Consider the following 24,048-nt stretch of genomic DNA (forward strand, 5'->3'; position numbering starts at 1 on the left):
TCGTTAACCCAAGCAATGCAATTAAATGGATAACTGTAAATGAAGTTCTACAAATATCATGCGCTGGGCAATGACTATCTAGTAATTAATCCCCAAGATTTATCATTTCCTCTAACACCTGAACACATCAAAATAATTTGTCATCGGAATTTTGGCATTGGTTCTGATGGTATTTTATTAGGGCCGTTAGCATCAGAAAAAGCCCAGGTTGCTTTACGCATCTTCAATCCAGACGCAAGTGAAGCAGAAAAAAGCGGTAATGGACTGCGGATTTTTTCTCGCTACCTTTGGGATATTGGTCTTGTGAGTGATCAGCCATTCACCATAGAAACATTAGGCGGAATAGTGCAATCGGTTATTCAAGATACAGGCAAAACAGTTCAAGTGGCAATGGGACAAGTTAGCTTTTGGAGTAATGATATTCCAGTAGTTGGCGATCGCCGAGAAGTTATCCAAGAACAAATCAATCTTGGCGATGCAACTTTTACATTCTGTGCAGTCACAATTGGTAATCCTCACTGTGTTATACCTTTAACAGAAATCACTCCGGCGATCGCCAAAAAGTATGGTGCAATATTAGAAACTCATCCCTTCTTTCCCAATCGCACTAATGTTCAATTTATGAAAGTTATCAATAGAAACACAATCAAAATTGAAATCTGGGAAAGAGGTGCAGGCTACACTTTAGCTTCAGGTAGTAGTAGCAGTGCGGCTGCGGCTGTTGCACATAAACTTGGCTTGTGTGATGCGATGATTACCGTACAAATGCCTGGAGGAGAAATTTTTATCCAAATCAACGAAGATTTTCGTATCTCCATGACAGGATCTGTTACAAAAGTTGCTCAAGGAGAGTTGTCCACAGAATTATTTGAGCAGATATAATTTCTAGTAAGCTTCTGCATTATTTTGATGCTTTTTAAACCTCGTATACATGAGGATTTAACCGGATCATAATTCTTTCTGGAACTGCTAAATTTTCAAAACCATATTTTCGATAAAGTCCATGAGCGCCTTTTGTTCCTAACAACCATCTTTGCACCTCTTGAAGTTCTGGATATTCCAAAATATACTGCACAAACCACTTTCCTAAACCTTGCCCTCGATAAAGTTCTAAAATAAACACATCTTTCAACAAAGCAGAAGTCGCGTAATCAGTGATTACCCTAGCAAACCCAACTTGTTGAGAATCTTCATAAAGTCCGAAGCATAGCGAATTTTGAACCGATTTTTCTACAATTGCCAATGGAATATTTGCTGCCCAATAAGATGTGTCAAGAAAATTATGAATCATTTTAATATCTAACTTAGATTTATCTGTGCTGATATAAAACTTGTGTTTTAGTTCTTGATTCATAGAAATACCCTAATCTTTGTAAACCTGATGAAATTACTGAACCTTACTATTGATTACAGAGGCTATATTCAGAATAACCTCATGTTCAATGTGGAAAAGCCAGGGCGCATCTACTATTCCTAAATTATGAATCAACCCGTAACAACATCTTGGCAGGATGTTCGTAAAGCCTTCCAAAAAATTTGGGGTTACGAAGATTTTCGCTCACCACAGGGAGAAATTATAGGCAGTTTATTAGGGCAGAAAGATGCTTTAATCATCATGCCCACCGGTGGAGGTAAATCGATTTGTTTTCAACTTCCAGCACTGCTGCAAACAGGATTAACATTAGTAATTTCCCCCTTGGTAGCGTTGATGGAAAATCAAGTAGAAGAACTACGCCAACGCCATCTCAGCGCAGCACTTTTGCATAGTGAATTGCCTTCATCTCAACGCCGCACTACACTGCAAGCATTAGAAAGACAACAACTGCGATTACTTTACTTATCACCAGAAACTTTGTTAAGTCCGCCAGTTTGGGAAAGATTGTGTCAGCCACAATTGCAAATCAACGCCTTAATTTTGGATGAAGCTCATTGTCTTGTGCAATGGGGAGAAACATTTCGCCCAGCATACCGCAGATTAGGTGCTGTGCGGACTGCATTACTAAAATCAAAACCACCAGGAACAAAAATTAGTATTGCGGCTTTTACTGCTACCGCAGACCCCTTAGCCCAAAATATTATTCAAACAGTTTTACAATTACAGAAACCTGAAATTTTTCGTTTAAACCCTTATCGTGCTAATCTGCATCTCAGCGTCCGCATAGCTTGGACACCACGAAGTAGGAAACAACAAATACTTAAGTTTATTAAAGATAGACCACAACAAGCTGGCTTAATTTATGTCCGCACCCGCCGAGATAGCGAAGATTTAGTCGCATGGTTAGCTCAGATAGGTTACGCCACAGCGAGTTATCATGCTGGATTAGGTGGAACAGAACGTCGTGCAGTCGAAGCAGGCTGGTTGAGTGGTGAAGTACCATTTGTGGTTTGCACTTGTGCATTTGGAATGGGGATTAACAAACCAGATTGTCGCTGGGTCATCCATTTTCACGCACCACATTTATTATCTGAATATGTGCAAGAAATTGGCCGGGCTGGACGAGATGGTAAACCAGCCGAGGCGCTGACATTAATAAGTGAACCTACAGGGTGGTTAGATTCTGGAGATAAGCAAAGACAGCAGTTTTTTGCTGATAAAATGCGATCGCAACTCCAAACAGCACAACAATTAGTCAAAAAACTGCCAAAACAAGGCGAAGTCAACGCAGTAACACGACAATTTCCCGATGCAGCCATAGCACTCGCCCTACTCCACAGCAGCGGACAGCTAAACTGGCTCGATCCTTTTCATTACTCTATTAATTCAAAAGTGCAAAAACAGCCACCAACACAACTACAAGCTACCAAACAAATACAACAATATTTAACAACTAAACAGTGCCGATGGCAGTTTTTATTAAATGCCTTTGGTTTCACTCAAGAAGCTGCTAACTGGCGTTGTGGACATTGCGATAATTGCCGTTGATAAAACCTCAGCGCACCGTTGCGCTAACCTCTGAGTACCTTTTTGGTATTCTGCTTGTGCTTGAGTTATGTTCACAGCAATGGCAGAACGCCGACGTTCTGCCAGCCGATGACGGATCAGATCAATTTAGTATTTCCTATCCCTGTTCTGTCACTCTCCGAAAACATTTGCTATTGCTGAATTCTAGAGCTTTTGCATAGCAAGCGATTGGCTTCGCCAGTGCCGTAGGCAATCGCACGATTATTTTCTAATCACAAATACAAGACCCATTTTTTTCTAATAGGATAGCTTGTATTGATTGCCTCATAAGACTTCTAGCAATTGCCCTCCCGGAAAGTGACAAAAGCGGGATAGTTATTCGATGCTGTCTAAAACTTGATTTAATTTAGAAGCTTTGGTCATTATTTTTGCTGCCTTTCTAAAACTGCCGTAAAAACCGCAAATCGCTGGCGTACAGACGACGGATATCATCGATTTGGTGTAACACCATTGCAAAGCGTTCTACGCCAAAACCAGCAGCAAATCCAGTGTAAACCTCTGGGTCATAACCTACAGATTTGAGGACATTTGGATCGACCATCCCGCAGCCCATGACTTCCAGCCAGCGCCCGTTCCACTGCAAATCCACTTCTGCGGAGGGTTCAGTAAAAGGGAAGTAACTAGCGCGGAAACGGATGGGCAAGTCGCCAAACATAGCTTGCAAAAACATCTTAATTGTGCCTTTGAGGTCTGTAAAAGTCAGTCCCTCATCAATGGCTAAAAGTTCTATTTGATGGAAAACTGCTGAGTGTGTCGCGTCTACATTATCACGCCGATAAACTCGCCCTGGAGCCACAACCCTAATTGGTGGTTCCTCTTTTTCCATGTAACGGATTTGGACTGAGGAAGTGTGAGTCCGCAGGAGATTACCGTCTGGTAGGTAAAACGTATCCTGCATATCACGGGCTGGGTGATCAGGTGGGGTATTGAGAGCTTCAAAATTATAATAATCGGTTTCCATTTCTGGCCCTTGAGCTACGGTGTAGCCCATACCGACAAAAATATCTAATGCCTTGTCAAAAATATTATTGAGGGGATGGATGCGACCTTGAGGGCGGAAAATTCCTGGCATTGTGACATCCAAAGTTTCGGTTTCTAGCTGCGCTTGAATTTGTGCGGATTCCAAAGCAGCCCGTTGCTTGTCAAGACTAGTTTGCAGGGACTCTTTAACTGTATTGGCGATCGCTCCAATCTTAGGACGTTCCTCTGCACTCATCTGCCCCATACTGCGTAATAACGCCCCCAGTTGCCCCTTTTTACCCAGATAACTCACTCTGAGTTCCTCTAGTTTTTCTAGGGTATCAGCAGCAGCGATCGCATTTTCTCCTTCCTGCTGTAATGCTAAAAGTTGAGTCTCTAAATTGCTAGTCATTAGTTATATAGTCAATGGTCAATGATCAATAGTTAATAGTAATAAGCCTTAACAAAGGACAAATAACTCTATTTCTTTTTACCAGTTTATAAGCGATCGCCGATGAAAGTATGTTTTTTCTTTTGTAGTTGTGATGTCAAACATTGACAATTATCCTTTAACTGTTGACCATAGACTCTTGACCATTGACTATTGACCCATGCGATTACTCATTAGCAATGATGACGGTGTGTTTGCCTTGGGTATCCGTACCCTAGCCAATTGCTTGGCAGAAGCCGGCCATGATGTAACTGTAGTTTGTCCAGATCGAGAGCGATCGGCAACAGGACATGGACTCACCTTGCACCAGCCAATTCGCGCCGAAATTATCGAATCAATTTTTCATCCTACTATCAAAGCTTGGGCTTGTGATGGTACTCCTTCCGATTGCGTGAAACTGGCACTGTGGGCTTTATTAGAGTCGCCTCCAGACTTGGTGCTTTCTGGCATTAACCAAGGTGCTAATTTAGGAACCGAAATTCTCTATTCTGGAACTGTTTCGGCAGCAATGGAAGGGGTGATCGAAGGGATTCCTAGCATTGCTTTCAGTCTTACCAGTCATATCTACAAAGACTTTCAACCTGCTGCTAAGTTTGCCAAAATTTTGGTTGAGCAACTAGCTGCCAAACCGCTACCTGATTTGATGTTGCTCAATGTTAACGTACCTGCGGTTGAGTGGGAAGAAATTGCTGGAGTCACTTTTACCCGACAAGGAGTTAGGCGCTATGTTGATGTGTTTGATAAGCGCGTAGATCCGCGTGGTAAAACTTACTACTGGTTAACAGGAGAAGTTTTAGAAGATGTAGAACCTCCAATCGGTTTAAATTTACCGCCAAATGTCCCCATTGACGTGCATGTAATCCGTAAGAATTACATCAGCATTACGCCGTTACAATACAATCTCACTTATGCAGCAGGACTAGATAAATTGTCACACTGGGAAATTCCCCTACAATAAGTCATTCTTAGGAAAAAGTGCTGAGTAATAAATTTACTCTTGCCTTCTCCTTGCTTGGTGAGCAAAGTCGAACCACTGACTTCTGCCTTTCCGTACCAATTAAAAGCATCACAACAAAATTTAGGTTATAAAGTTAGGAGCGCTTTGATATTACTGATACATAATAATCTGAGAAAAATTAAGGTAACTGCTTTGCAGTATTTCTTCTACATTTACAAAATCTACCCCAAACAGAGTATGCTGTTTTACCAAGAAAAACATTCTCTACCAAATGTGGTAGAACAGCATAAACTTAACCAAACAAGTAACATTTTTGTTCTTGATCGCCCGCTCAGTCCAGCAAGCAACACCCATGTCTAGGATAGAGAACCAATTTACCGTGCAATTTTGGGGTGTTCGCGGCAGCATCCCCAGTCCAGGGCCACACACTGTCCGCTATGGCGGTAATACCCCTTGCGTTGAGATGCAAGCGGGCGGCAAACGCTTAATTTTCGATGGTGGTACAGGGCTGCATGTTTTGGGGCAATCGCTATTGTGCCAAATGCCGATAGAAGCTCATCTGTTATTTACACATTCCCACTGGGATCACATGCAGGGGTTTCCCTTTTTCGTCCCAGGGTTTGTCAGAGGAAATGATTTTCATATTTATGGTGCGATCGCTCCTGATGGTTCAACTATCGAGCAACGCCTCAACGATCAGATGCTTCATCCTAACTTTCCCGTGCCGTTGCAGATTATGCAGGCTAATTTGCATTTTCACAATGTCAAACCAGGGAAACCTATTCACATTAATGACATTACCATAGAAACGGCATCCCTCAATCATCCAGGTGAGGCAGTCGGCTATCGAGTTAACTGGCGTGGTGGTGCTGCTGTTTATATCACCGACACAGAGCATTTTCCAGACAGATTGGATGAAAACGTCCTTTGGCTATCTCGAAATGCGGACATTCTTATTTACGATTGTACTTATACTGACGAGGAATACTATTCACCACAATCCCCGAAAATTGGCTGGGGACATTCCACTTGGCAAGAAGCAGTGAAAATTGCCAAAGCTGCTAACGTCAAGACACTAGTAATCTTCCACCACGATCCTGCTCACAATGATGACTTTTTGGATGCTGTGGGAGCAGAAGCTGCTAGGCAATTTCCTGGAGCAATTATGGCACGGGAAAGAATGGTGCTTCCAGTACCTGTTTCAGCCTCATTATCAGAATCTTTTCCTGTTAGTAAATTGTCTGGATGAAATTTGCCTGCCAAGCGATCGTAGATTTTAGATTAGATTGGTTATCAAGAGCTATTAGCGCAAGAACTTACCTCACAAAGACACCGTGAAAGCTGGAGGAGAAATATGTGAGTTCATTCAAGCTAAAACTCACACATATATTGACTTACCTTGTCTTCCTCTCAGCGGTGTCCCATCAGGTTGCTTGTGGCTAATGGCTAAATAAACCTCAAATTCCAGAATCTACGTGCTAAATTTGTCTCAAAATGGATGTTCTGTGTGGGTTGCTTCTTCAACCGCATCGGTTCTAACCCCAACTAATGTTGCACTGGGCAAATTTGATGGCGTACATCTTGGCCATCAAAGGGTGATTCAGCCGATTCTACAGTCAGCACCGAATGAAGATAGGGAGATGAGGGTATGGGGAGACGAGGGGAATTTACCTCAGAACCAAGGAACTCCACAACCCCAACCACAAGAAACTCCACAACCCCAACCACAAGAACGTACATACTCGACAGTTGTAACTTTTCGTCCCCATCCACAGGAATTTTTTACGGGAACACCCCGTACTTGGTTGACACCACTGGATGAAAAAGTCCAACAATTGCGATCGCTTGGAGTTGAACAGCTAGTACTGCTACCCTTTGATAAGGAATTATCCGCCTTGTCTCCAGAGGAATTTGTAGATAAAATTCTCGTCCAACAATTGCAATGTCAGCGAATTAGTGTTGGGCAAGATTTTTGTTTTGGCAAACAACGTCAAGGTACTGCTATAAATTTGCAACTAATCGCTGCCAAGTACAATATTCCTGTCACCATTGTTCCATTACAAACTCATACAAATCACCTGCCAGACGGTGAATTGGTGAGCCTTCCTCCTATTAGCACTTCACTGATTCGCCAATCTCTCGAAAATGGCGATGTTAAAAGCGCCAACCTCTGTCTAGGAAGACCTTACACTCTCTTCGGTATTGTTATTCAAGGTCAACAACTAGGTAGAACCATTGGTTTTCCTACTGCTAACCTCCAAGTACCCAGCGATAAATTTTTACCCCGCCAAGGTGTTTACGCTGTTAGGGTTTACATTTTGAATGATACACCGGATGCAAGTGTTCCGCAGTGGATTTTGGGAGTCATGAATATCGGTAATCGACCCACAGTCAATGGTACTAATTCATCTGTGGAAGTACATCTGTTCGATTGGTGTGGGGATTTGTACGGCAAAAAATTGGCTGTACAGCTAATGGAATTTTTACGCCCAGAACAGAAATTTGTGTCTTTAGAAGCCCTGAAAACCCAAATTCAACAAGACTGCACCATTGCGCGGAAAATTTTGAGTAGAGAATGCTAATTTTCAGTAGTGGATTGGGAATACTGTAAATCAGGAAGTGGGGAATAAGGCATAGGTTATTCTCCATTCCAGTTCCTAATCGCCGATTCCTCAATCATTCTGTGGTGCATGAGAGAACAAATTGCAGCTTTAACACAAAATCTAGCCCAGACCATTGTCGGTAAAACCGAGGCAATTCGCTTAGTCTTAGTAGCCTTGTTAAGTGGTGGTCATGCTTTGTTAGAAGATGTTCCTGGAGTAGGTAAGACGCTGCTGGCTAAATCCTTGGCTCGTTCATTGGATGGTAAGTTTCAACGGCTGCAATGCACTCCCGATTTACTACCCACAGATATTACTGGTACTAATATTTGGAACCCAAAAACTGGTGAATTTACTTTTCTTCCTGGGCCTGTATTTGCCAACGTACTCCTAGCTGATGAAATTAACCGCGCTACACCCCGTACCCAGTCAGCTTTGCTGGAGGTGATGGAAGAAAGTCAGGTGACCGTTGATGGGGTTTCCCGTTTAGTTCCCCAGCCATTTTTTGTGATTGCTACTCAGAACCCAATTGAGTATCAAGGTACTTTTCCTTTACCAGAAGCTCAAATGGATCGATTTATGCTGTCTTTGAGTTTGGGTTATCCTTCGGCGCAAGAAGAATTGCAAATGTTGCAAAATCTCCAACTAGGAATGAATACTGCGGAATTACAGCCTTGCATTAGCTTGGCAGAATTACAAAAATTGCGTCAAGTTTGTTCTCAGGTTAGAGTAGAAACCTCTTTGCAAGAGTACATTTTAGAATTAGTCAGAGCAACACGACATGATGAAGAAATTACTTTAGGTGTGAGTCCTCGTGGTACTGTGGCATTACAAAAAGCGGCTCAAGCCTTAGCATTTATTTCCGGGCGTGATTATGCAATTCCCGATGATGTAAAATTTCTTGTACCTTACGTCCTCTGTCATCGCCTCATTCCTAGGGGAGGACGTAATGCTAGAAGTATTGTGGAAAGATTATTGCGATCTATGCCAATTCCCTAGTAGTTGTAGAAATTAGGTTAGACAAGGACTAACAGCGGCCATTAAGATTCAACTCCGTTAAATTACAAGCATCAAACAATTTTGGATTTTAGATTTGCGTTAGCGTAGCGAGTATTTGAGATTGACTGCGCCCACAAGGGGACGCAGCTTAGAGATTTGGAATTATGAATATGCCAGTCTCTACCCTCTAGTACAGCATGGCGTAAATAAACCACCCATTCTAAATGTCTGAAACACTCGCGGCAAGGTAATTACGAATTACGAATTACGAATTCCGCGTAGCGGTACTAGTCCATACACCCTTACTTCACGAACTGGGGCATAATTTCGGCTGCTGTAAATATGCCGTAAATACCTCGTTGGTACAACTGCACACCTGCTTTAAGATAACCAAATGCAGGCCCGCAGACATTGGCTGCCATGCTGGTTTGATCACCTAAGGTAAAAGTATGGGTGGAAATCTTACCTTCAAAGGTGCGCCCTGTGACTTTAACATTGGTGCTGAGGGGCTTTTTGGGATTGCGGGTATCGACTACACCACCAACAGTCACGCGATCGCGCCCTACTATCCCTGCTAACTCTAACATGACATCATCGGCGTGTTCCATGTTTGTTAAGGTCAGCACGCCATTTGTTTTATCTAATAATGCTTCTACCTCTGCGTCAGTCATTGTCCGTGCAGTTTCTACCGTATAACCAGGCATATGACCAATATCTTCGCGTACAGTGGCACGGTAAGCTTCCCAGTTAGCAATCCCTACACCAAAGGTAATCTCTACTTGATGAATTTCAGCATAGCTTTGGGCGGCTAAGGCGGCGGCGGCGGTTAACAATCCAGGTGTAGCACCACATCCTGTCATGTAGGTAATTCCAGCCGCTTGCAGTTCGTCTTTCATGGCAATTAGCTGTTCTACGGCACTGGTGCGCTTAATGGCATCTACTAAAACACCGTGCCAACCAGATTGAATAAATTGCCTTGCTACAGAAGGAATAAAGTCATTGGGTAGGTTAGGTAAAGCTAGAAAATACCCATCTACAGGTTGGGCGCTATCAATTAAATCTTGAATACTGTTGTTAGTTAAATTCCCGATTGGTTCTAAATAACCCACTGAACCTTGAGACTGGTAGGTAGCAATGCAATCTTTAAAATTTAAACCTCCAGCAGTGTAAGCGTAGCCTTTTTGGTCGGCGACTGCTACTAAAGTCATTTCTCGTTTGCCAGCAAGTACCTTGGCGGCTGCTTGTCCGAGTCCACCGAAACCCAATACTCCCACACGTATAACTGGCGCAATATTTGCTGTACTCATAGTCAATTACTTAAGTTGAATCAAAAGCCTTGAGAGTGAACCATCTTGGCTGATGGCATAGACGCTTTGCGGCTTGCCGTTAGACATCGCTCAAAGCTATAAAGGTTAATTATGCTTCATTATCCTGGTTTCTTCCCCCACCAGATCAGTTTTTTTACCAGAAATTCTTGCTGAGTGATTTGAAGTACGCAGCAATTTCCTCAGAGTTAATACTGTTTTATATTTAGTATAAATAGTTAATTTGTTTAAATGTTAGACAGTGATCGCATCTCTGAACCTGAGAATTATTTGAGCAAATGCAATACCCTATGGTAATGTTGACTCCGCTGCCAACTACTGTAGAGTCAAGAGCGATAATAGGTAGAAAATAGAAAACGAAATTATGCTGAAAACATACAAAGCTTGGTTGAAGGGAAGTCGTTTAGAGTGGATTGATGATGTACCTAAATTGGGAGAACAAATCAACCCTGTTTATGTGACATTTCTGGAAAATGAATCGGTTTTAGAGCAAAAAGCAAGGGGACGGAAAATGGCTGAAATTTTAGGCAAAATTGCTGTAAGTCAATCTATGACTGATGTGGATGCGGTTGTATGGCAACAAGAAACTCGTCAAGACCGTTCATTACCTGGCCGATAAATATGCTACTTGATAGCAATATAATTATCTACTCTGCTCAACCAAAATACAACAGGCTAAGAGAATTGAGCGCTGAGTATGTACCTGCGGTATCTGCACTCAGTTATTTGGAGGTTTTAGGTTACCATCAGCTAAATGAGGAACAACGCCAGTATTTTGAAGAATTCTTTCAAGTTGCTCAGGTTTTACCGATATCTCAGGATGTGTTAAAGCAAGCAGTCACGCTACGCCAACAAAAACGAATGACTTTAGGTGATAGCATTATTGCTGGTACTGCTCTAGTTTATGGACTAACTTTGATCACAAGAAATACAGGTGATTTTTCGTGGATGACTCAACTGAAATTGTGGAATCCATTTGATTCTGACAAACCCAATTAAACGCGATCGCTACCTAAGCATCAATCGGATTTGAGCTTTTTCAAACAAAATAGAATCTAGAAACATAAAAGTAAAATAGCGAGATATTTTACTGAGTCGAGAATTAGAAGCAAGATACATTGAAAAAATTGAGAGCGATCGCTGTTAAAAAATGAATGGCTAGGCGATCGCGCTGAAGTATGTAAGAGGATCGAGCTTAGTACTAGTAGCACAACCGAGTGTAGAAGTATTTCGACGCAACGAACAGGGAAAATGGCTATTGTCAGAGTATAATTTGAGCGACAGATTGCTATTGGAATCGGCGAATGTCGAAATAGCGATCGCTGATTTGTACCGACAAGTTCAGTTTGAAGCCGAAGTGACCAAAATTGATAAGCTATCTTATTAAACTACTGATACTCAGGTCGCAATATGAGTGAATGGTACAAAGAAGACCTCGCCTTTATTCATGATGACGGTTTTCGTGATTTTGCGCTCAAATCGGCTCCCGGCATTCTGGAAATTCTAGCTCAAAACAAAATCCACTCTGGTTTGGTAGTAGACTTAGGTTGCGGTAGTGGATTATGGGCAAACGAACTCATCAAGGCTAATTATCAGGTATTTGGCGTTGATATTTCCGAGTCGATGATTGCGATCGCACAAACAAGAGTACCCCAAGCCGAGTTTCAAGTTGGTTCACTATTTAAAATTGAGATTCCGCCATGTCATGGTGTGACTTCAGTTGGCGAATGCTTGAGTTACTTGTTTGATTCAGATAATAACCGCCAAACACTAATTCAGCTTTTTGGGCGCATATATCAAGCTTTAATGCCTGGCGGTGTCTTTATTTTTGATATTGCAGAAGTGGGGCAGGTTGCACAAGGAAATACAACTCAAAAATTTACCGAAGGAAAGGACTGGGTTGTACTAGTCGAAAAAGAAGAACAGCGATCGCAAAATATTTTAACCCGTCGCATTATCACTTTCCGCAAAGTAGGAGAACACTACAGACGAGATGATGAAATACATCGAGTGCAATTATACAGAGCAACGCAAATAGCTACAAACTTGCGACAGATTGGCTTTCGGGTGCAAACAACTCGTAATTATGGTAGTTATTATTTACCAAAAGGCAATGTGGCATTTGTTGCACGTAAACCCTTTCCTGATTAGTAAATTTTTACATTGAGTTTTTTCTCTTGATTTTGTGTCCTTGCATCCTCTTCATTGAGGAATAATATCAGCCTCAACCTTAGCTGCTGCTATCCACTCTTGCATCACTTGGAGTGACAAAATTGTATTTACATAGTTCTGAGATACATTATCTAGCTGTACATTGTAGGTAACAAACCGCATCACAACAGGAATAAAGAAAGCATCAGCAATTGTGAATTTACCAAACAAAAACTCACCATTTATACCAAATTTTTGCCGACATTCCTGCCAAATACTAATAATACGGTCAATATCTTTTTGAACTGCTAATGTTAAACCTTGACCTGGAAGTTTAGCACGGCAATTCATCGGCATATTCTGACGAAGATTTTGAAAACCAGAGTGCATTTCCGCACTAATAGAACGAGCTATTGCTCTGTGTACATTATTTTTTGGGTGCCAATGCTGCTCAGGAAATACTTCTGCTAAATATTCACAAATAGCTAAAGAATCCCAAACAATATGACTATTGTGTATTAATACAGGTACTTTTCCTGAAGGAGAATATTGCAGAATTTGATTTGTAGTTTCTGATTGCTTAAGAGGAATGCAAATTTCTTGAAATTGTATTCCAAATTGTTTCATAATTATCCAAGGGCGGAGTGACCATGATGAATAATTTTTACTACCAATTACTAAAATGAGTTCGGACATAGTTTTAATACCTATATATCTGTTCAATCCATATATTTATGTCAGCTTCTGATCCGGAGCTAAAAGATTTTTGCGTCTTGGGATCGTAAGCATACCAATATTTATTACCGTGGCGGTCTACTTTTTGCCAGACTTGTAATTCAGTCGGGTCTGCTAGTAAAGTTTTGATAATTTTTTGCCAAACATCTTGCAGTTTCTTCTTGATGTCTGAATATTTGCTCAGTGTTAATTGATTGTTAATGACTGAATTACAATTTGTTTCTCTGTCTTTTGATTGTAGACAATTTATGTGATTTCTCATATTATTATTCCAGAAAGTTCCTTAGTAATTAGAACTGTAGCAATATCTCATTTAGCAATCAAATCATCGCTTGTATAGTTTCTATAAATGCCATTTATAGATATGAGAATTCATTTATAAAATTTATTTGTCACCATTGAGTAAGTATTTGTCAATTTTTGATTACATCTATTGACCATGAAACTCTCCCAACTTCGAGCAGTGGTTGCAGTCGCAGAGCGTGGTAACTTTAGTGAGGCAGCATTAGAATTGCAGCTGTCTCAACCAGCGATAAGTCATGCTATTGCCACCTTAGAGGAAGAATTAGGTGTGCCTTTGTTTGCTAGAGGTAGACATGGCGCTGTGTTGACACCTGCTGGCGATCGCATCCTCTACCATGCTCGTCAAGCTTTGCAAAGTTTAGAAATGATGCAGCGGGAAGCTGATTCGTATAAAGGTTTACACGGTGGACATATCCGCATTGCCTCTTTCCGCAGTGTTGCTACACATTTATTACCAAAAGCGATCGCTAAGTTTCACAATCAATTTCCCGAAGTGGCAATCACCATCATTGAATGTCTTTCCTTCACAGAGGTAGAACAATGTTTGCGTGAGGGACGCGCTGACCTTGGTATTACCTATCTCCCCACTGGTGATGAATTTGAAACATGGGAAATTCTGCGAGATGAGTATGTGGCGTTACTACCACCAGAAGCCAAAATCAAAGGATCGAAAATTACTTGGGAAGATATCGCGGCTTATTCACCAGTTTTGTTAGCCTGTTTACCCTGTGGACGACCTCTGCACAACCACATGAAGAAAGTAGCACCTTTTATGCAGACCTCTGCTGATATTCAAGAAGATTCTACAGTTGTGAGTCTGGTACATCAAGGATTAAGAGCCGCTATTCTGCCTCGTTTAGCAGCTGTACCAATTCCCAAAGAAGTGCAAGTCTACAGTTTACCAGTCCCGATAGAAAGAGTTATGGCAGTGGCTATGTTATCTAATGCGCTGCATGTACCTGCGGTATTTACATTTTTGGAAATGTTAAAAAAATTTGATTTTTATACTTTGGTTAAAGCTAATTATTGATTATTTTTAGAAAATCGTTATAGAGTACAAAAACATTGCTTGATAACTGAGCCAAATTATGGATTTTCGATTTGTTGACAATTTGACAGAAATACAAATTTTCCAGTTATTAGATTTATATAAAAACGAATTTTGGAGCAAACAACGTACATATCAAGACGTTGTAAAAATGCTGAATGCCTCAGATATTATTATTGGTTTAGTAGATGATGATGAACAATTAATTGGTTTTACTCGTGTTTTGACTGACTTTGTTTATCGAGCAACTATTTACGATGTTATCATTAAATCTAGCCATAGAAATCAGGGGCTTGGTGTAAAATTGATTGATTCAATTATTCATCATCCTCGGTTAAATCAAGTCGAGCAGATTGCACTTCACTGTTTGCCAGAAATGATTACTTTTTATGAACATTTCGGCTTCACATCTAATATTGGCAGCATAAAGTTGATGTATCGATATAAAGAATTGCATAAGGATAGTCTGAATGATTATTAACCCTGAGCATGTCCCTAGTCGGACAACTTCAATTTATCCCGATGAATTTCAGCATTTCGTTACAGGTCGAGTGAAAAAAGCATTAGGAAATGCAGCCGGTTTAAAAAAATATGGTGTAAATTTAGTGACGTTAGAACCAGGAAGTCGTTCGGCTTTAAGACATTGGCATACTCGACAAGATGAGTTTATTTACATTATTGCAGGTGAAGCAACATTAGTAACCAATGCAGGAAAGCAAATTCTTACACCAGGAATGATGGTAGGTTTTCCGGCTGGTGAAGAAGATGGACATCAATTGGTAAATAACTCTGATCAAGTAGTAGTTTATTTAGAAGTTGGAGATAGAACTTCTGATGATGAAGTTTACTATCCAGATGATGATTTGATTGCGAAAGCTGGTGTGAATGGCGAGCGAATCTTTATCAAAAAAGATGGGACTTTGTACAAGAGTTGATCAAAAAATAAGCCCAATTACGAATTAGTTTGATATCCGCCAAATTTTGATAGTATTATCCTCACTACCACTGATAATAGTCTTGCCATCGGTTGTGAAGGCGACGGATGTCACATTATTTTGATGTCCTGTCAATGTGTGGATTGCTTCGCCTGTAGCTAAATTCCACAGTTTGATGGTACGATCGCGGCTGGTGCTGGCTAAAGTTATACCATCTGGGCTAAAGGCCACATAAGTGACGGTGTTAGTATGGCCAGCTAAAGTACGGATGACTTCTCCTGAAGCGACATCCCATAGTTTGATGGTGCGATCGCGGCTGGTACTGGCTAAGGTGGTATTATCTGGACTAAAGGCTACTGATGTAACTGTGTTGTTATTTCCCTTAAGTGTGCGGGCTGGGTTTTCTTGATTGAGATGCCAAAGTTTAATAGTCTTATCAAAACTACCACTCGCTAAGTTACGACCATCTGGGCTAATTGCGACTGACCGCACCCAATATTTATGTCCTTTGAGTGTGCGGATTAGCCTCCCTGTAGATAAATTCCAAACTTTGAGAGTGTTATCATCGCTACCACTTACCAGAATTTTACCATTTGGGCTAATACCTAGTGCCTGAATCGAGTCAGAATGTCCCTGTAGTGTGCGAACTATTTTACCTGTAGCCAGATTCCAGACTTTGATAGTTTGATCATCGCTACCACTCACCAAAGTTTTGCTATTGGGACTGATAGCTACAGCATTAATTTTTTGAGAATGTCCCCTGATGGTTAATATTTCTTTTCCTGTGGCGAGATTCCACACTTTGATGATGCGATCGCCTTCAGCAATACTAGCAATTTTTCGCCCATCGGGACTGATGGCGACAGACATAACAGATTTTGCAGAACTTTTGAAGGTGTTAGCTAAAGAAATATTTCTGACCCCAGTATTGGGTGAATGATTGAAAGCGACTTCACCTTGACTAGAACTATAATTTAATGGCTTCAGTCTCGATAATAAAGTAGCTTGAATCTGGCGATATTGTTGATACCAAACTTCACTAAATCCAAACAACAGAATAAAAGCAGAGGCTAAGACTAAACTTTTTAGTAAAGCATATCTAAATGAGAAAGTTGAACTTCGAGTCACGGGGAATTTTCCCGATGACTGACCAGCGGCTGGTAGGGCGAGTTGTGGTTTAGGAATCAAATCTTTGATAACTTCATCGGCTGATTGGTAGCGCTGTTTTAAGTCTTTTTGCAACAGCTTATTCATTACGCCATCCAATTCTGGAGTTAACGGACTACGCAAATATTGCCGCCAATTGTTTACCCAACCGTAGCCATGTTCCATCCACAATTGAAAAGGGGAAGTTCCTGTTAGTAGATGAAAACAGGTAGCCCCTAAACTGAATAAATCACTAGCTGGATAAGCTTTACCGTCTCTGATTTGTTCTAGTGGGGAATAACCATGAGAACCAATCGATGTACCACTTTTATTCTTGACTTTTTCGGTTAATTGCTTAGAAGAACCAAAATCAATCAAGCTTAAACGCCCATCATAACGACAGCGAATTAAATTCTCTGGTTTGATGTCTCGGTGAATTACACCGCGATCGTGAATAAACTTGAGTACAGGGACTAAATCTAGTAAAATTGCCTGAATTTCATTGGCTTTATAAACTTTGCGCTGTTGCAACTCTTTTAACAAGTTCTGCCCATTAATAAACTGTTGCACCAAATAAAGACAGTTATCTTGTTCAAAATAAGCAATCAGGGTCGGAATTTGGGGATGTTCGCCTAATTCTTGTAGTCGCTTTGCTTCTTCCGCAAATAATTCCATTGCCTTTTTCTGCGACCAAGTTCCTTGAAATTTCGGAGCTAATTGCTTAATTACACAAAGTTCATTGAGTTTATCGGTATCTTCTGATAAATAAGTTCTGCCAAATCCCCCCTCATCGGAAAGTACCCGAATCACACGGAAGCGATTTCTTAACAGTGGCACCAAGGAGGTACTACAAGTTTGGCATGACTTCTTTCCTTTGGGATTGAGGGGATTAGGGCAATCGGGATTTAAGCAGCAGATCATGATCTGACAGGGGTGACTGCATAAAAATTTTGACTAAGTTAACCCCGATATTTCCCTGGATAGGATTGACTCTCTCGTATTGATGGTAGATTGCTTTAGTACTGGGGATTGGAGAATTACTTGCTATGGTCAGTTTTGGTAAATGCTAATGAGTTTTCCTTGATGGTGGAAAACCACGAGAGTCATGAGATGAGTTTTATCGATTATATATTAACTTGCTCTACCAACAAACGACATTCGTTCAGCCTCCGGTCATGTTAGTAGCAAGTAAAACTCAATATGGCTGTGGTTTGGAGTTTGAGGTGTTTGACCGCTGACTACTCAATTTTAGTTCTGTACTTTAAGAGTATACGCACACAGTGGGGATCGAGAAAATCAAGCAGATCGATCAACCTACTATGGATTAAAACTAGTCGATCTCCGCCAATTTTCGAGTCCTTGATGATCAGATCAAGGTCTTTTTTGAGTTTTGTAAACCAACGGACAAAGTCTGGATCGCTCATTTTCCTGACAAATTCAGCATAACCAATACACTCATAACCCAGCATTTGATCTGTGGAGCGAGACTTCATCATAATTTCTCCGATCGCTCGCTGTTCTCCATTGAACAATTGAAATGTCGGGTCAAAATTGTCTTTGCCATTAACCCGACTTGTACCGAAAGCTTTGGTGATGTTCACAAACAGTTCCGTCAGGTGACGATTTAATTCAAGATCACCAAAATCTAAAAACTGGATTTCTCGTCGGAGAATCTCAACCCAGCCAAAATATTCTGCAAAAACATATAGGGTATTATTAATCAAATAATCTTGTTCGGATAAACTTCGTTGATCAAAATTTTGCAGAACGCGGTTTTTGTGAATATTAAACAAGCGACTTTGCAGATCGATGACTGATCGTAACAATGGATCTCGATATTTTGACATCACAGCAGCTGTTTGTGCTTCACGGGATTCAGCCTCGCGTTTCTTGGCAAGCTGATCAGACAATCGTGCTACACTAATCTGTCCATAAATACTGATAGCGGCACTAATAACTGCGACGATCGCTGCAATGATTGCAGTAATAACTTCAGGCTTCATTGTAACTACGCTGCCTAAGCAAACTTTCCGAATATTATCTTATGGAACAACACATTCGGCTTTTTTGCACCAAGTTATATTCTGCTCTACGCATTGTACTACACAGAACGGGTCACAATAGTGTGAACTTGGTTGAGATGTTAACGAGCATCCCAACCTTCATCAGCGTTATTGCTTTTGCGTAGCGATCGCCAATTTTGCACCCTGAATTTTTCGTACTTGATCCATCACTGCCACTACATTACCATGCGCGACTTTTTCATCGGCATTCAAAATCACCAACACTTCTTGGTTATCAGCTACTAAAGTACGCAATTGTCCTGCTAACGCGTCAATAGTAGTTGGTTGGCGGTTGACACTCACTGTGCCATCTTGATCTACTGTGACGGTAATTTTGGTAGGAATTTGCTGCTGTTTTGCTGTCGCTGCTGTAGGTAAGTTGACTGGTAAACCTTCTGAGCGAGTTAAAAATAGCGTTGACATGATAAAAAAGGTCAAAATCGCAAATATCACATCAATCATGGGTACGATGTTGATCTGCGGTGGGATATCTGGCTCATCTTGTAGACGCATAGGTTCTGTCTCCTCGTTCATAGCGACGGCGATAGAGTAGCTCTAATTGTCCGCCATATTCTTGCATCCCGGCAATTTGGCGTTGATATAGCCCCCGAAAGGTGTTGGCAAATAAAAGTGTAAATATGGCTACAATTAATCCTGAAGCTGTGGATACAAGCGCTTCACTAATACCTGCTGTGACACCTGCGGTTTTTGTACCTCCCACATCACCCAGATTTAATGAAGCAAAAGAGACAATCAACCCTAATACAGTACCAAGTAGACCTAAAAGTGGTGCTAAACCAATAATTGTCTCAAACATATTTTGAAAACGTTTGAGAACTGGGATTTCAGCTTGAGCTTCACTTTCTAGCGCTAGACGAAATTCTTCTGGGGTTGGTTCTTCTAGTTGCAGTGCAGCCAGAAAAATGCGCGGAATTGGCAAATCTGCGTTCTTTTGCAACTTATCCAACGCACCAACGACATTATCGAGGCGGTAGAGATTGAGTACTTCTCTCACTACACGGTGTTGCCGAGTATTGATCCGATACCAAAAACGTACTCGCTCGATAATCAAGGCGATCGCCACTACACTAAACGCCAGTAGCGGCCACATGACTACGCCACCTGCTGTAAACAGCTGATTCATAAGTTTGTAATGTCTCTATGAACTAAATTGACAACTTTACAGTTAGATTAACAGTTTATGCCTACTAAATGATATATCTTATCAATAAGGAATAGAAAAAGTAAAAAGCTATGTCAAGTTAAATTTTCTTTTGGTGACATAATTATTGATTCTATATCAATGCTCAAGTACCTCAAACTCTTGTTATTCAAGTATTTGCATCCTTATGCAACGGATAAAAGCCAATTAATATATTTATTAGAATTTATTGCTTGACTTTTGCGGCTGACTGTTTTATGTTAATTTGTTAACTAATAAGAAATTGCAACAAAGTCAGAAATTTTCTCAGATGGTAGATGACTATATGCGATCGCTTGAATTTCAGAGTTAAAGTATATCTTGAATGCCGACTTACCAAGAGCCAAACAAATCACATCATCTTGGCTTGTATATCTTGTATATAGATACCGCTAAAAGGCATATGTACTTTTTTTTTTATTGTTGATCGTCTATGGCTAAATTATTTGACTCGATAACTGAAGAACTGCAAGAATTTATTGCTGCCCAAAACCTTTTCTTTGTAAGCACTGCACCTCTGAGTTCTACAGGTCACGTTAACTTATCTCCCAAAGGTCTTGATTGTTTCCGTATCCTATCACCCCATCGGGTAGCTTATCTAGACCTCACAGGTAGCGGGAACGAAACTTCCGCCCATCTCCAAGAAAATGGTCGCATAACTTTGATGTTTTGCGCTTTTGCCGAACAACCGCGCATTCTGCGACTGTACGGTACAGGTTACACAATTTTACCAAGTTCTCCTGATTGGGAATCTATATATTCTGTGTTGCCTCAAATACCAGGGACTCGTCAAATTATCGTAGCTGATATTAAGCGCGTGCAAAGTTCCTGTGGTTTTGGCGTTCCCCTTTACGAATACCAAAGTCAACGCCAGATACTAGTAGATTGGGCGAGTAAAAAAGGGAAACAGGGAGTTCAGGAATATCAACAACAGAAAAATTGCATCAGCATTGATGGTTTACCGACACCATTGAGTCAATTATCTGAACGTTAAGAAGTAGAGAGTAACAGGGCGCTCCTCCATGTATAATTACCCCATTCCAATTAAATTTTTTGTAAAGGAACTATTCTGTGGTTTGCGTGTCTTGACGTAAGGAATTGCCACCAACTATGATTCGAGTTTATTCCGGATCAACCGGGACACCCTCGAAAATTGGTGCAAGTAAATTCAACTGTCGCTCTCAATAATCACACGCATGAGATTACGCTTATTTCTGTTTAGCGTTGTCAGTATTGTCCTGCTTTCTTCTCCAGTAAGAGCAGCTCGCTTACAATCTTGGAACTTTGACACCGCGCGAAATCAACTCAACATTACTACTGCATCTGGTGTTAAACCGAGAGCATTTTTAATTCAAAATCCCACACGGCTAGTTATCGACCTTCCTGGTACACAACTGAATACAAATACAGTTCGGAAAAACTTTGGTTCAACAGTACGTGAAGTTCGCGTTGGGAAGGTTGATGATAACACAACCAGACTAGTAGTGGAACTAGCACCAGGATACACTGTAGACCCTGGTAAATTGCTGGTTCAAGGTGACTCTTCTACTCATTGGATAGTGAAATTTCCATCGCTGGAACGCGTTGATAGTAATGCTTCCGCTTCTAGTGAAGAAGAGATTCCCGTTTCAGTGAGTAATGTTTCTTTGTTTGCTGGAGTTGTGCCTTTAGGTAAGGAAATACCACAACTGCGATCGCAAGTGCAAGCTTTGGCGGCTCGTTATCGTTCTCTTGACCCTGGAATGTTCTTTTTAGATTTAGATACTGGTAACTATCTAGATGTAAATGGCGAGAAGATATTTCCAGCTGCTAGTACGATTAAGTTTCCCATCTTAGTAGCGTTATTTCAAGAAGTAGATGCAGGCCGAATCAAGCTGAATGAAACCTTAGTTATGCGGCGTGACTTAGTAACTGGAGGTTCAGGAACAATGCAGTATCAACGCGCTGGAACTCGGTTTGGTCTTTTGGAAACCGTTACTAAGATGATTACCATTAGCGACAATACTGCTACCAATATGGTTATTGACCGATTGGGTGGTAAGGCTAAATTAAATCAGCGTTTCCAAAGCTGGGGTATGCAAAATACCGTCGTGCGGAATTTACTCGGCGACTTCAAAGGTACTAATACAACTAGCGCCAAAGATTTAGTCAGGCTGTCAGCATTAGTCGCTAACAATCGGTTGTTGACTGATTCCAGCCGTGGCAAAGTTTTGGATATCATGGAGCGTGTCCGAAACACAAAATTATTACCCGCTGGCCTTGGTAAAGGCGCTACGATTGCTCACAAAACCGGAACTCTAGGAATTGTTTTGGGTGATGCAGGAATTATTGAAATGCCATCTGGTAAACGCTACTTGGCCGGAATTTTTGTGAGAAGACCTTTTAATGATTTAAAAGCTAGGGATTTTATCAGTCAAGTTTCTCGGCTCGTCTACGGCTATTTAGACCAACCAAGAGTAGCCCGCAAGCATTAATTATTCTGGTGTAACAAAAAAGAATTTTAATTGACGCAAGCCCCTGATATTAATTGATATTGTGGGGCTTTTTGCATCTAAATTCACAATATCCGCAGTCTACCGTCAGCAAGGCTAAAGTATGGATTATTCAATTCGTCTCCTCACACCACAAGATGAAGCGTTCCTCTGGCAAATGTTGTACGAAGCAGCGCACATGCGAGAAGAAGGAAAAACAATACAGGATGCAATCAGTCATCCTGATTTGTCAAAATATGTCAAGGGTTGGGGACTTAAAGATGATGTGGGATTTGTTGCTATCTGTAAAAGCAGCAATCAACCAGTAGGAGCCGCATGGATACGGTTATTAACACAAGAAAATCCAGGCTATGGCTACGTTGACGATCGCACACCTGAATTAGCGATCGCAACCCTCCCCGAATATAGAAATCAAGGTATAGGGACTAAATTACTAATTTATTTACTCGCAGCAGCCAGAACATCCTACCCGTCAATATCACTTACTGTTAGAAGTTCAAATCCTGCTTTGCATTTATATCAAAGATTGGGCTGGCAAATTGTCCCTGGTAGTGAAACTATTAACCGCGTTGGTGGTATATCTTTCAAGATGAAACTGGATTTTGATTAATTAGCCAGTAGAAGGCGCAAGCAGTAACCCTCTTCTGTCACTTTCCGAGTATTCTGAATAAAAGGATGAAAAGAAAAAACTCTGGAAGGTAAGTAGGGCAATGGATGTAAAATTACAAATTATCAAACATTTGGCAAGAGATCCTCATCCAACAGTTGGCATCATAGATGAATATTGTGCAGAGTATAAAGACCGGTTTAAAGAAGTAAGGAATTATGAGTGCTTCAAATATTTACACCTGGGGATAATATCAACGATAAAAAGAAAATCGTTACCAGAGATAGCGAAGGTAGTGAGTATAAATTCAGCACAATCATTACACCATTTCATAGCAAATTCAGATTGGTCACTAGGAAAATTAAAACAAATAGAAGTAATCATGGAGTCTGGTTGCCAGCAGGGCAAAGTGTTAGAGCCAACAAGTGGTGTAAGTTTGAGAGAACATTTAGCAATCAAAAATCAGAGACTAGATATATACGAGAAATAATTTATGGTAAAAAAAGAGCCATAACTTACTGAGAAATAACTACTGACCCAGAAACCATGCCAGAAAATTCTACCTCCTTCGTCATGACGAATCTTCAAGGGAATTTGAAGAAGACTTTAGGGGATTTATATGGATTAAGAACCTGGGTTGAATATGGGTTTCGACAGTGTAAGCAGGAACTAGGTTGGACAGATTACCGTTTGACTACTATTGTTCAATAATCTAATGCAAACATTTGTATCTAATAAATAGGTCAAAACAGCGTCTCCCTCGTCTCAAACTCTCCTTGTTCTGCTCTTTCTAAGGGTTCCCCTGCCCAACCACCAATCACTTCTTCAAAAAAACCAGGCATCCACTCTCTTTGAGATGGAGTTATGGGTTTAATGATTACTTCTACTTCTATATCACCACTTACCGTCCCTGCTGGAATGTCCAGATGCAAAACTCCATCAGCCCCAATATGAGAACATAACTTAATACTTTGCATCGCCTTTGGCTCCTTTCTCAGCTTTCCAAGAATCATTGCTCATCTACAATCCTATATTCTCGCTCTATTAAATTTAATAACTTCTCCTCAACCGGAGTTAAATACGGTCGTTTCGCAAATAGTAGTGATGTAATT

General features: G+C 40.9%; 25 protein-coding genes and 2 pseudogenes. 17 read left to right on the forward strand and 10 right to left on the reverse strand.

From position 1 onward, the window contains the following. The first annotated feature begins 39 nt into the window (after window positions 1-39). Window positions 40-882: a diaminopimelate epimerase gene (dapF, locus tag IQ259_RS07570; RefSeq protein ID WP_193883229.1), complete on the forward strand. Its 843-nt coding sequence runs from the start codon at window positions 40-42 to the stop codon at window positions 880-882. Window positions 883-916: 34 nt separating this feature from the next. Here dapF and IQ259_RS07575 read toward each other — a convergent pair whose 3' ends face one another. Next, window positions 917-1,354, reverse strand: coding sequence for a GNAT family N-acetyltransferase (locus IQ259_RS07575; protein WP_193883231.1), 438 nt, complete (start codon window positions 1,352-1,354; stop codon window positions 917-919). A 126-nt stretch (window positions 1,355-1,480) separates the two neighbouring features. Here IQ259_RS07575 and IQ259_RS07580 point away from each other — a divergent pair, with 126 nt between their 5' ends. Further along, on the forward strand, window positions 1,481-2,923 hold the full coding sequence (locus IQ259_RS07580) for an ATP-dependent DNA helicase RecQ (protein ID WP_193883232.1): 1,443 nt from the start codon (window positions 1,481-1,483) through the stop codon (window positions 2,921-2,923). A gap of 418 nt (window positions 2,924-3,341) precedes the next feature. Here the strand turns inward: IQ259_RS07580 and pheS are convergent, their stop codons facing one another. Beyond that, window positions 3,342-4,334 carry a phenylalanine--tRNA ligase subunit alpha gene (pheS, locus tag IQ259_RS07585; RefSeq protein ID WP_193883234.1) on the reverse strand — a complete coding sequence of 331 codons (993 nt, stop codon included), beginning with the start codon at window positions 4,332-4,334 and terminating at the stop codon, window positions 3,342-3,344. Between the two features lie 199 nt (window positions 4,335-4,533). Here pheS and surE point away from each other — a divergent pair, with 199 nt between their 5' ends. The 4 genes from surE (at window position 4,534) to IQ259_RS07605 (ending at window position 8,930) form a co-directional block, all read left to right on the forward strand. Beyond that, window positions 4,534-5,331 (forward strand): 5'/3'-nucleotidase SurE, encoded by a 798-nt coding sequence (gene surE, locus IQ259_RS07590; RefSeq protein ID WP_193883236.1) that lies wholly within the window; start codon window positions 4,534-4,536, stop codon window positions 5,329-5,331. Between the two features lie 352 nt (window positions 5,332-5,683). After that, window positions 5,684-6,580 carry an MBL fold metallo-hydrolase gene (locus tag IQ259_RS07595; RefSeq protein WP_193883238.1) on the forward strand — a complete coding sequence of 299 codons (897 nt, stop codon included), beginning with the start codon at window positions 5,684-5,686 and terminating at the stop codon, window positions 6,578-6,580. A 226-nt stretch (window positions 6,581-6,806) separates the two neighbouring features. Then, window positions 6,807-7,913: a bifunctional riboflavin kinase/FAD synthetase gene (locus IQ259_RS07600; RefSeq protein ID WP_193883240.1), complete on the forward strand. Its 1,107-nt coding sequence runs from the start codon at window positions 6,807-6,809 to the stop codon at window positions 7,911-7,913. 108 nt (window positions 7,914-8,021) lie between these two features. Beyond that, window positions 8,022-8,930: a MoxR family ATPase gene (locus IQ259_RS07605; protein ID WP_193883242.1), complete on the forward strand. Its 909-nt coding sequence runs from the start codon at window positions 8,022-8,024 to the stop codon at window positions 8,928-8,930. Window positions 8,931-9,232: 302 nt separating this feature from the next. Here IQ259_RS07605 and IQ259_RS07610 read toward each other — a convergent pair whose 3' ends face one another. Further along, window positions 9,233-10,237, reverse strand: coding sequence for a saccharopine dehydrogenase-like oxidoreductase (locus IQ259_RS07610; RefSeq protein ID WP_193883244.1), 1,005 nt, complete (start codon window positions 10,235-10,237; stop codon window positions 9,233-9,235). A gap of 382 nt (window positions 10,238-10,619) precedes the next feature. Here IQ259_RS07610 and IQ259_RS07615 point away from each other — a divergent pair, with 382 nt between their 5' ends. The 4 genes and pseudogenes from IQ259_RS07615 (at window position 10,620) to IQ259_RS07630 (ending at window position 12,406) form a co-directional block, all read left to right on the forward strand. Further along, entirely contained in the window at window positions 10,620-10,874 is a 255-nt protein-coding gene (locus IQ259_RS07615) for a hypothetical protein (RefSeq protein ID WP_193883246.1), read from the forward strand. 2 nt (window positions 10,875-10,876) lie between these two features. Continuing rightward, window positions 10,877-11,254 (forward strand): type II toxin-antitoxin system VapC family toxin, encoded by a 378-nt coding sequence (locus IQ259_RS07620; RefSeq protein WP_193883248.1) that lies wholly within the window; start codon window positions 10,877-10,879, stop codon window positions 11,252-11,254. Window positions 11,255-11,450: 196 nt separating this feature from the next. Further along, a pseudogene (locus IQ259_RS07625) lies at window positions 11,451-11,642 on the forward strand (Uma2 family endonuclease); the annotation flags it as partial. 23 nt (window positions 11,643-11,665) lie between these two features. Further along, window positions 11,666-12,406, forward strand: coding sequence for a trans-aconitate 2-methyltransferase (locus IQ259_RS07630; protein ID WP_193883250.1), 741 nt, complete (start codon window positions 11,666-11,668; stop codon window positions 12,404-12,406). A 51-nt stretch (window positions 12,407-12,457) separates the two neighbouring features. Here IQ259_RS07630 and IQ259_RS07635 read toward each other — a convergent pair whose 3' ends face one another. Both IQ259_RS07635 and IQ259_RS07640 read right to left on the reverse strand, forming a co-directional pair. Beyond that, window positions 12,458-13,102, reverse strand: coding sequence for a glutathione S-transferase family protein (locus IQ259_RS07635; RefSeq protein WP_193883252.1), 645 nt, complete (start codon window positions 13,100-13,102; stop codon window positions 12,458-12,460). Window positions 13,103-13,106: 4 nt separating this feature from the next. Beyond that, on the reverse strand, window positions 13,107-13,403 hold the full coding sequence (locus IQ259_RS07640) for a hypothetical protein (RefSeq protein WP_228014425.1): 297 nt from the start codon (window positions 13,401-13,403) through the stop codon (window positions 13,107-13,109). Window positions 13,404-13,580: 177 nt separating this feature from the next. Between IQ259_RS07640 and IQ259_RS07645 the strand changes: the two genes are divergently transcribed. The 3 genes from IQ259_RS07645 to IQ259_RS07655 are packed head-to-tail and all read left to right on the forward strand — an operon-like array spanning window position 13,581 to window position 15,427. Further along, window positions 13,581-14,474: a LysR family transcriptional regulator gene (locus IQ259_RS07645; protein WP_193883253.1), complete on the forward strand. Its 894-nt coding sequence runs from the start codon at window positions 13,581-13,583 to the stop codon at window positions 14,472-14,474. A 58-nt stretch (window positions 14,475-14,532) separates the two neighbouring features. Further along, a complete protein-coding gene (locus tag IQ259_RS07650; RefSeq protein WP_193883256.1) occupies window positions 14,533-14,973 on the forward strand; it encodes a GNAT family N-acetyltransferase in 441 nt (146 codons plus the stop codon). Further along, complete coding sequence (locus IQ259_RS07655) at window positions 14,963-15,427, forward strand: cupin domain-containing protein (RefSeq protein ID WP_193883258.1); 465 nt, start codon at window positions 14,963-14,965, stop codon at window positions 15,425-15,427. The genes IQ259_RS07650 and IQ259_RS07655 overlap by 11 nt, the downstream gene beginning before the upstream one ends. Window positions 15,428-15,451: 24 nt before the next feature. Here the strand turns inward: IQ259_RS07655 and IQ259_RS07660 are convergent, their stop codons facing one another. The 4 genes from IQ259_RS07660 to IQ259_RS07675 all read right to left on the reverse strand — a co-directional run bounded on the left by IQ259_RS07660 (window position 15,452) and on the right by IQ259_RS07675 (window position 19,780). After that, the gene (locus IQ259_RS07660; protein WP_193883259.1) at window positions 15,452-17,494 is read right to left on the reverse strand and encodes a serine/threonine-protein kinase; all 2,043 of its coding nucleotides are present in this window, start codon (window positions 17,492-17,494) and stop codon (window positions 15,452-15,454) included. Window positions 17,495-17,811: 317 nt separating this feature from the next. Further along, window positions 17,812-18,576: a hypothetical protein gene (locus IQ259_RS07665; protein WP_193883261.1), complete on the reverse strand. Its 765-nt coding sequence runs from the start codon at window positions 18,574-18,576 to the stop codon at window positions 17,812-17,814. 168 nt (window positions 18,577-18,744) lie between these two features. Continuing rightward, window positions 18,745-19,149, reverse strand: coding sequence for a biopolymer transporter ExbD (locus IQ259_RS07670; RefSeq protein ID WP_193883263.1), 405 nt, complete (start codon window positions 19,147-19,149; stop codon window positions 18,745-18,747). Continuing rightward, window positions 19,133-19,780, reverse strand: coding sequence for a MotA/TolQ/ExbB proton channel family protein (locus IQ259_RS07675; protein ID WP_193883265.1), 648 nt, complete (start codon window positions 19,778-19,780; stop codon window positions 19,133-19,135). Before IQ259_RS07675 ends, IQ259_RS07670 begins: the two co-directional genes overlap by 17 nt. Window positions 19,781-20,270: 490 nt before the next feature. On the opposite strand from IQ259_RS07675, the gene IQ259_RS07680 reads away from it, so the two are divergent. From IQ259_RS07680 to IQ259_RS07695, 4 genes and pseudogenes are all read left to right on the forward strand, one after another. Beyond that, window positions 20,271-20,831, forward strand: a complete 561-nt coding sequence (locus IQ259_RS07680) for a pyridoxamine 5'-phosphate oxidase family protein (protein ID WP_193883267.1) — start codon at window positions 20,271-20,273, stop codon at window positions 20,829-20,831. A 202-nt stretch (window positions 20,832-21,033) separates the two neighbouring features. After that, a complete protein-coding gene (locus tag IQ259_RS07685) occupies window positions 21,034-22,311 on the forward strand; it encodes a serine hydrolase (RefSeq protein WP_193883268.1) in 1,278 nt (425 codons plus the stop codon). Between the two features lie 121 nt (window positions 22,312-22,432). Next, complete coding sequence (locus tag IQ259_RS07690; protein WP_193883270.1) at window positions 22,433-22,939, forward strand: GNAT family N-acetyltransferase; 507 nt, start codon at window positions 22,433-22,435, stop codon at window positions 22,937-22,939. A 100-nt stretch (window positions 22,940-23,039) separates the two neighbouring features. Continuing rightward, window positions 23,040-23,632 (forward strand): annotated as a pseudogene (locus IQ259_RS07695) (IS701 family transposase); the annotation flags it as partial. A 47-nt stretch (window positions 23,633-23,679) separates the two neighbouring features. On the opposite strand, the gene IQ259_RS07700 reads toward IQ259_RS07695, so the two are convergent. Continuing rightward, window positions 23,680-23,913 carry a hypothetical protein gene (locus tag IQ259_RS07700; RefSeq protein WP_193883272.1) on the reverse strand — a complete coding sequence of 78 codons (234 nt, stop codon included), beginning with the start codon at window positions 23,911-23,913 and terminating at the stop codon, window positions 23,680-23,682. Window positions 23,914-24,048 lie beyond the last annotated feature (135 nt).

Origin of the sequence: Fortiea sp. LEGE XX443 (genome assembly GCF_015206815.1) — a bacterium.
In the GTDB taxonomy this organism is placed as follows: domain Bacteria; phylum Cyanobacteriota; class Cyanobacteriia; order Cyanobacteriales; family Nostocaceae; genus Nostoc_B.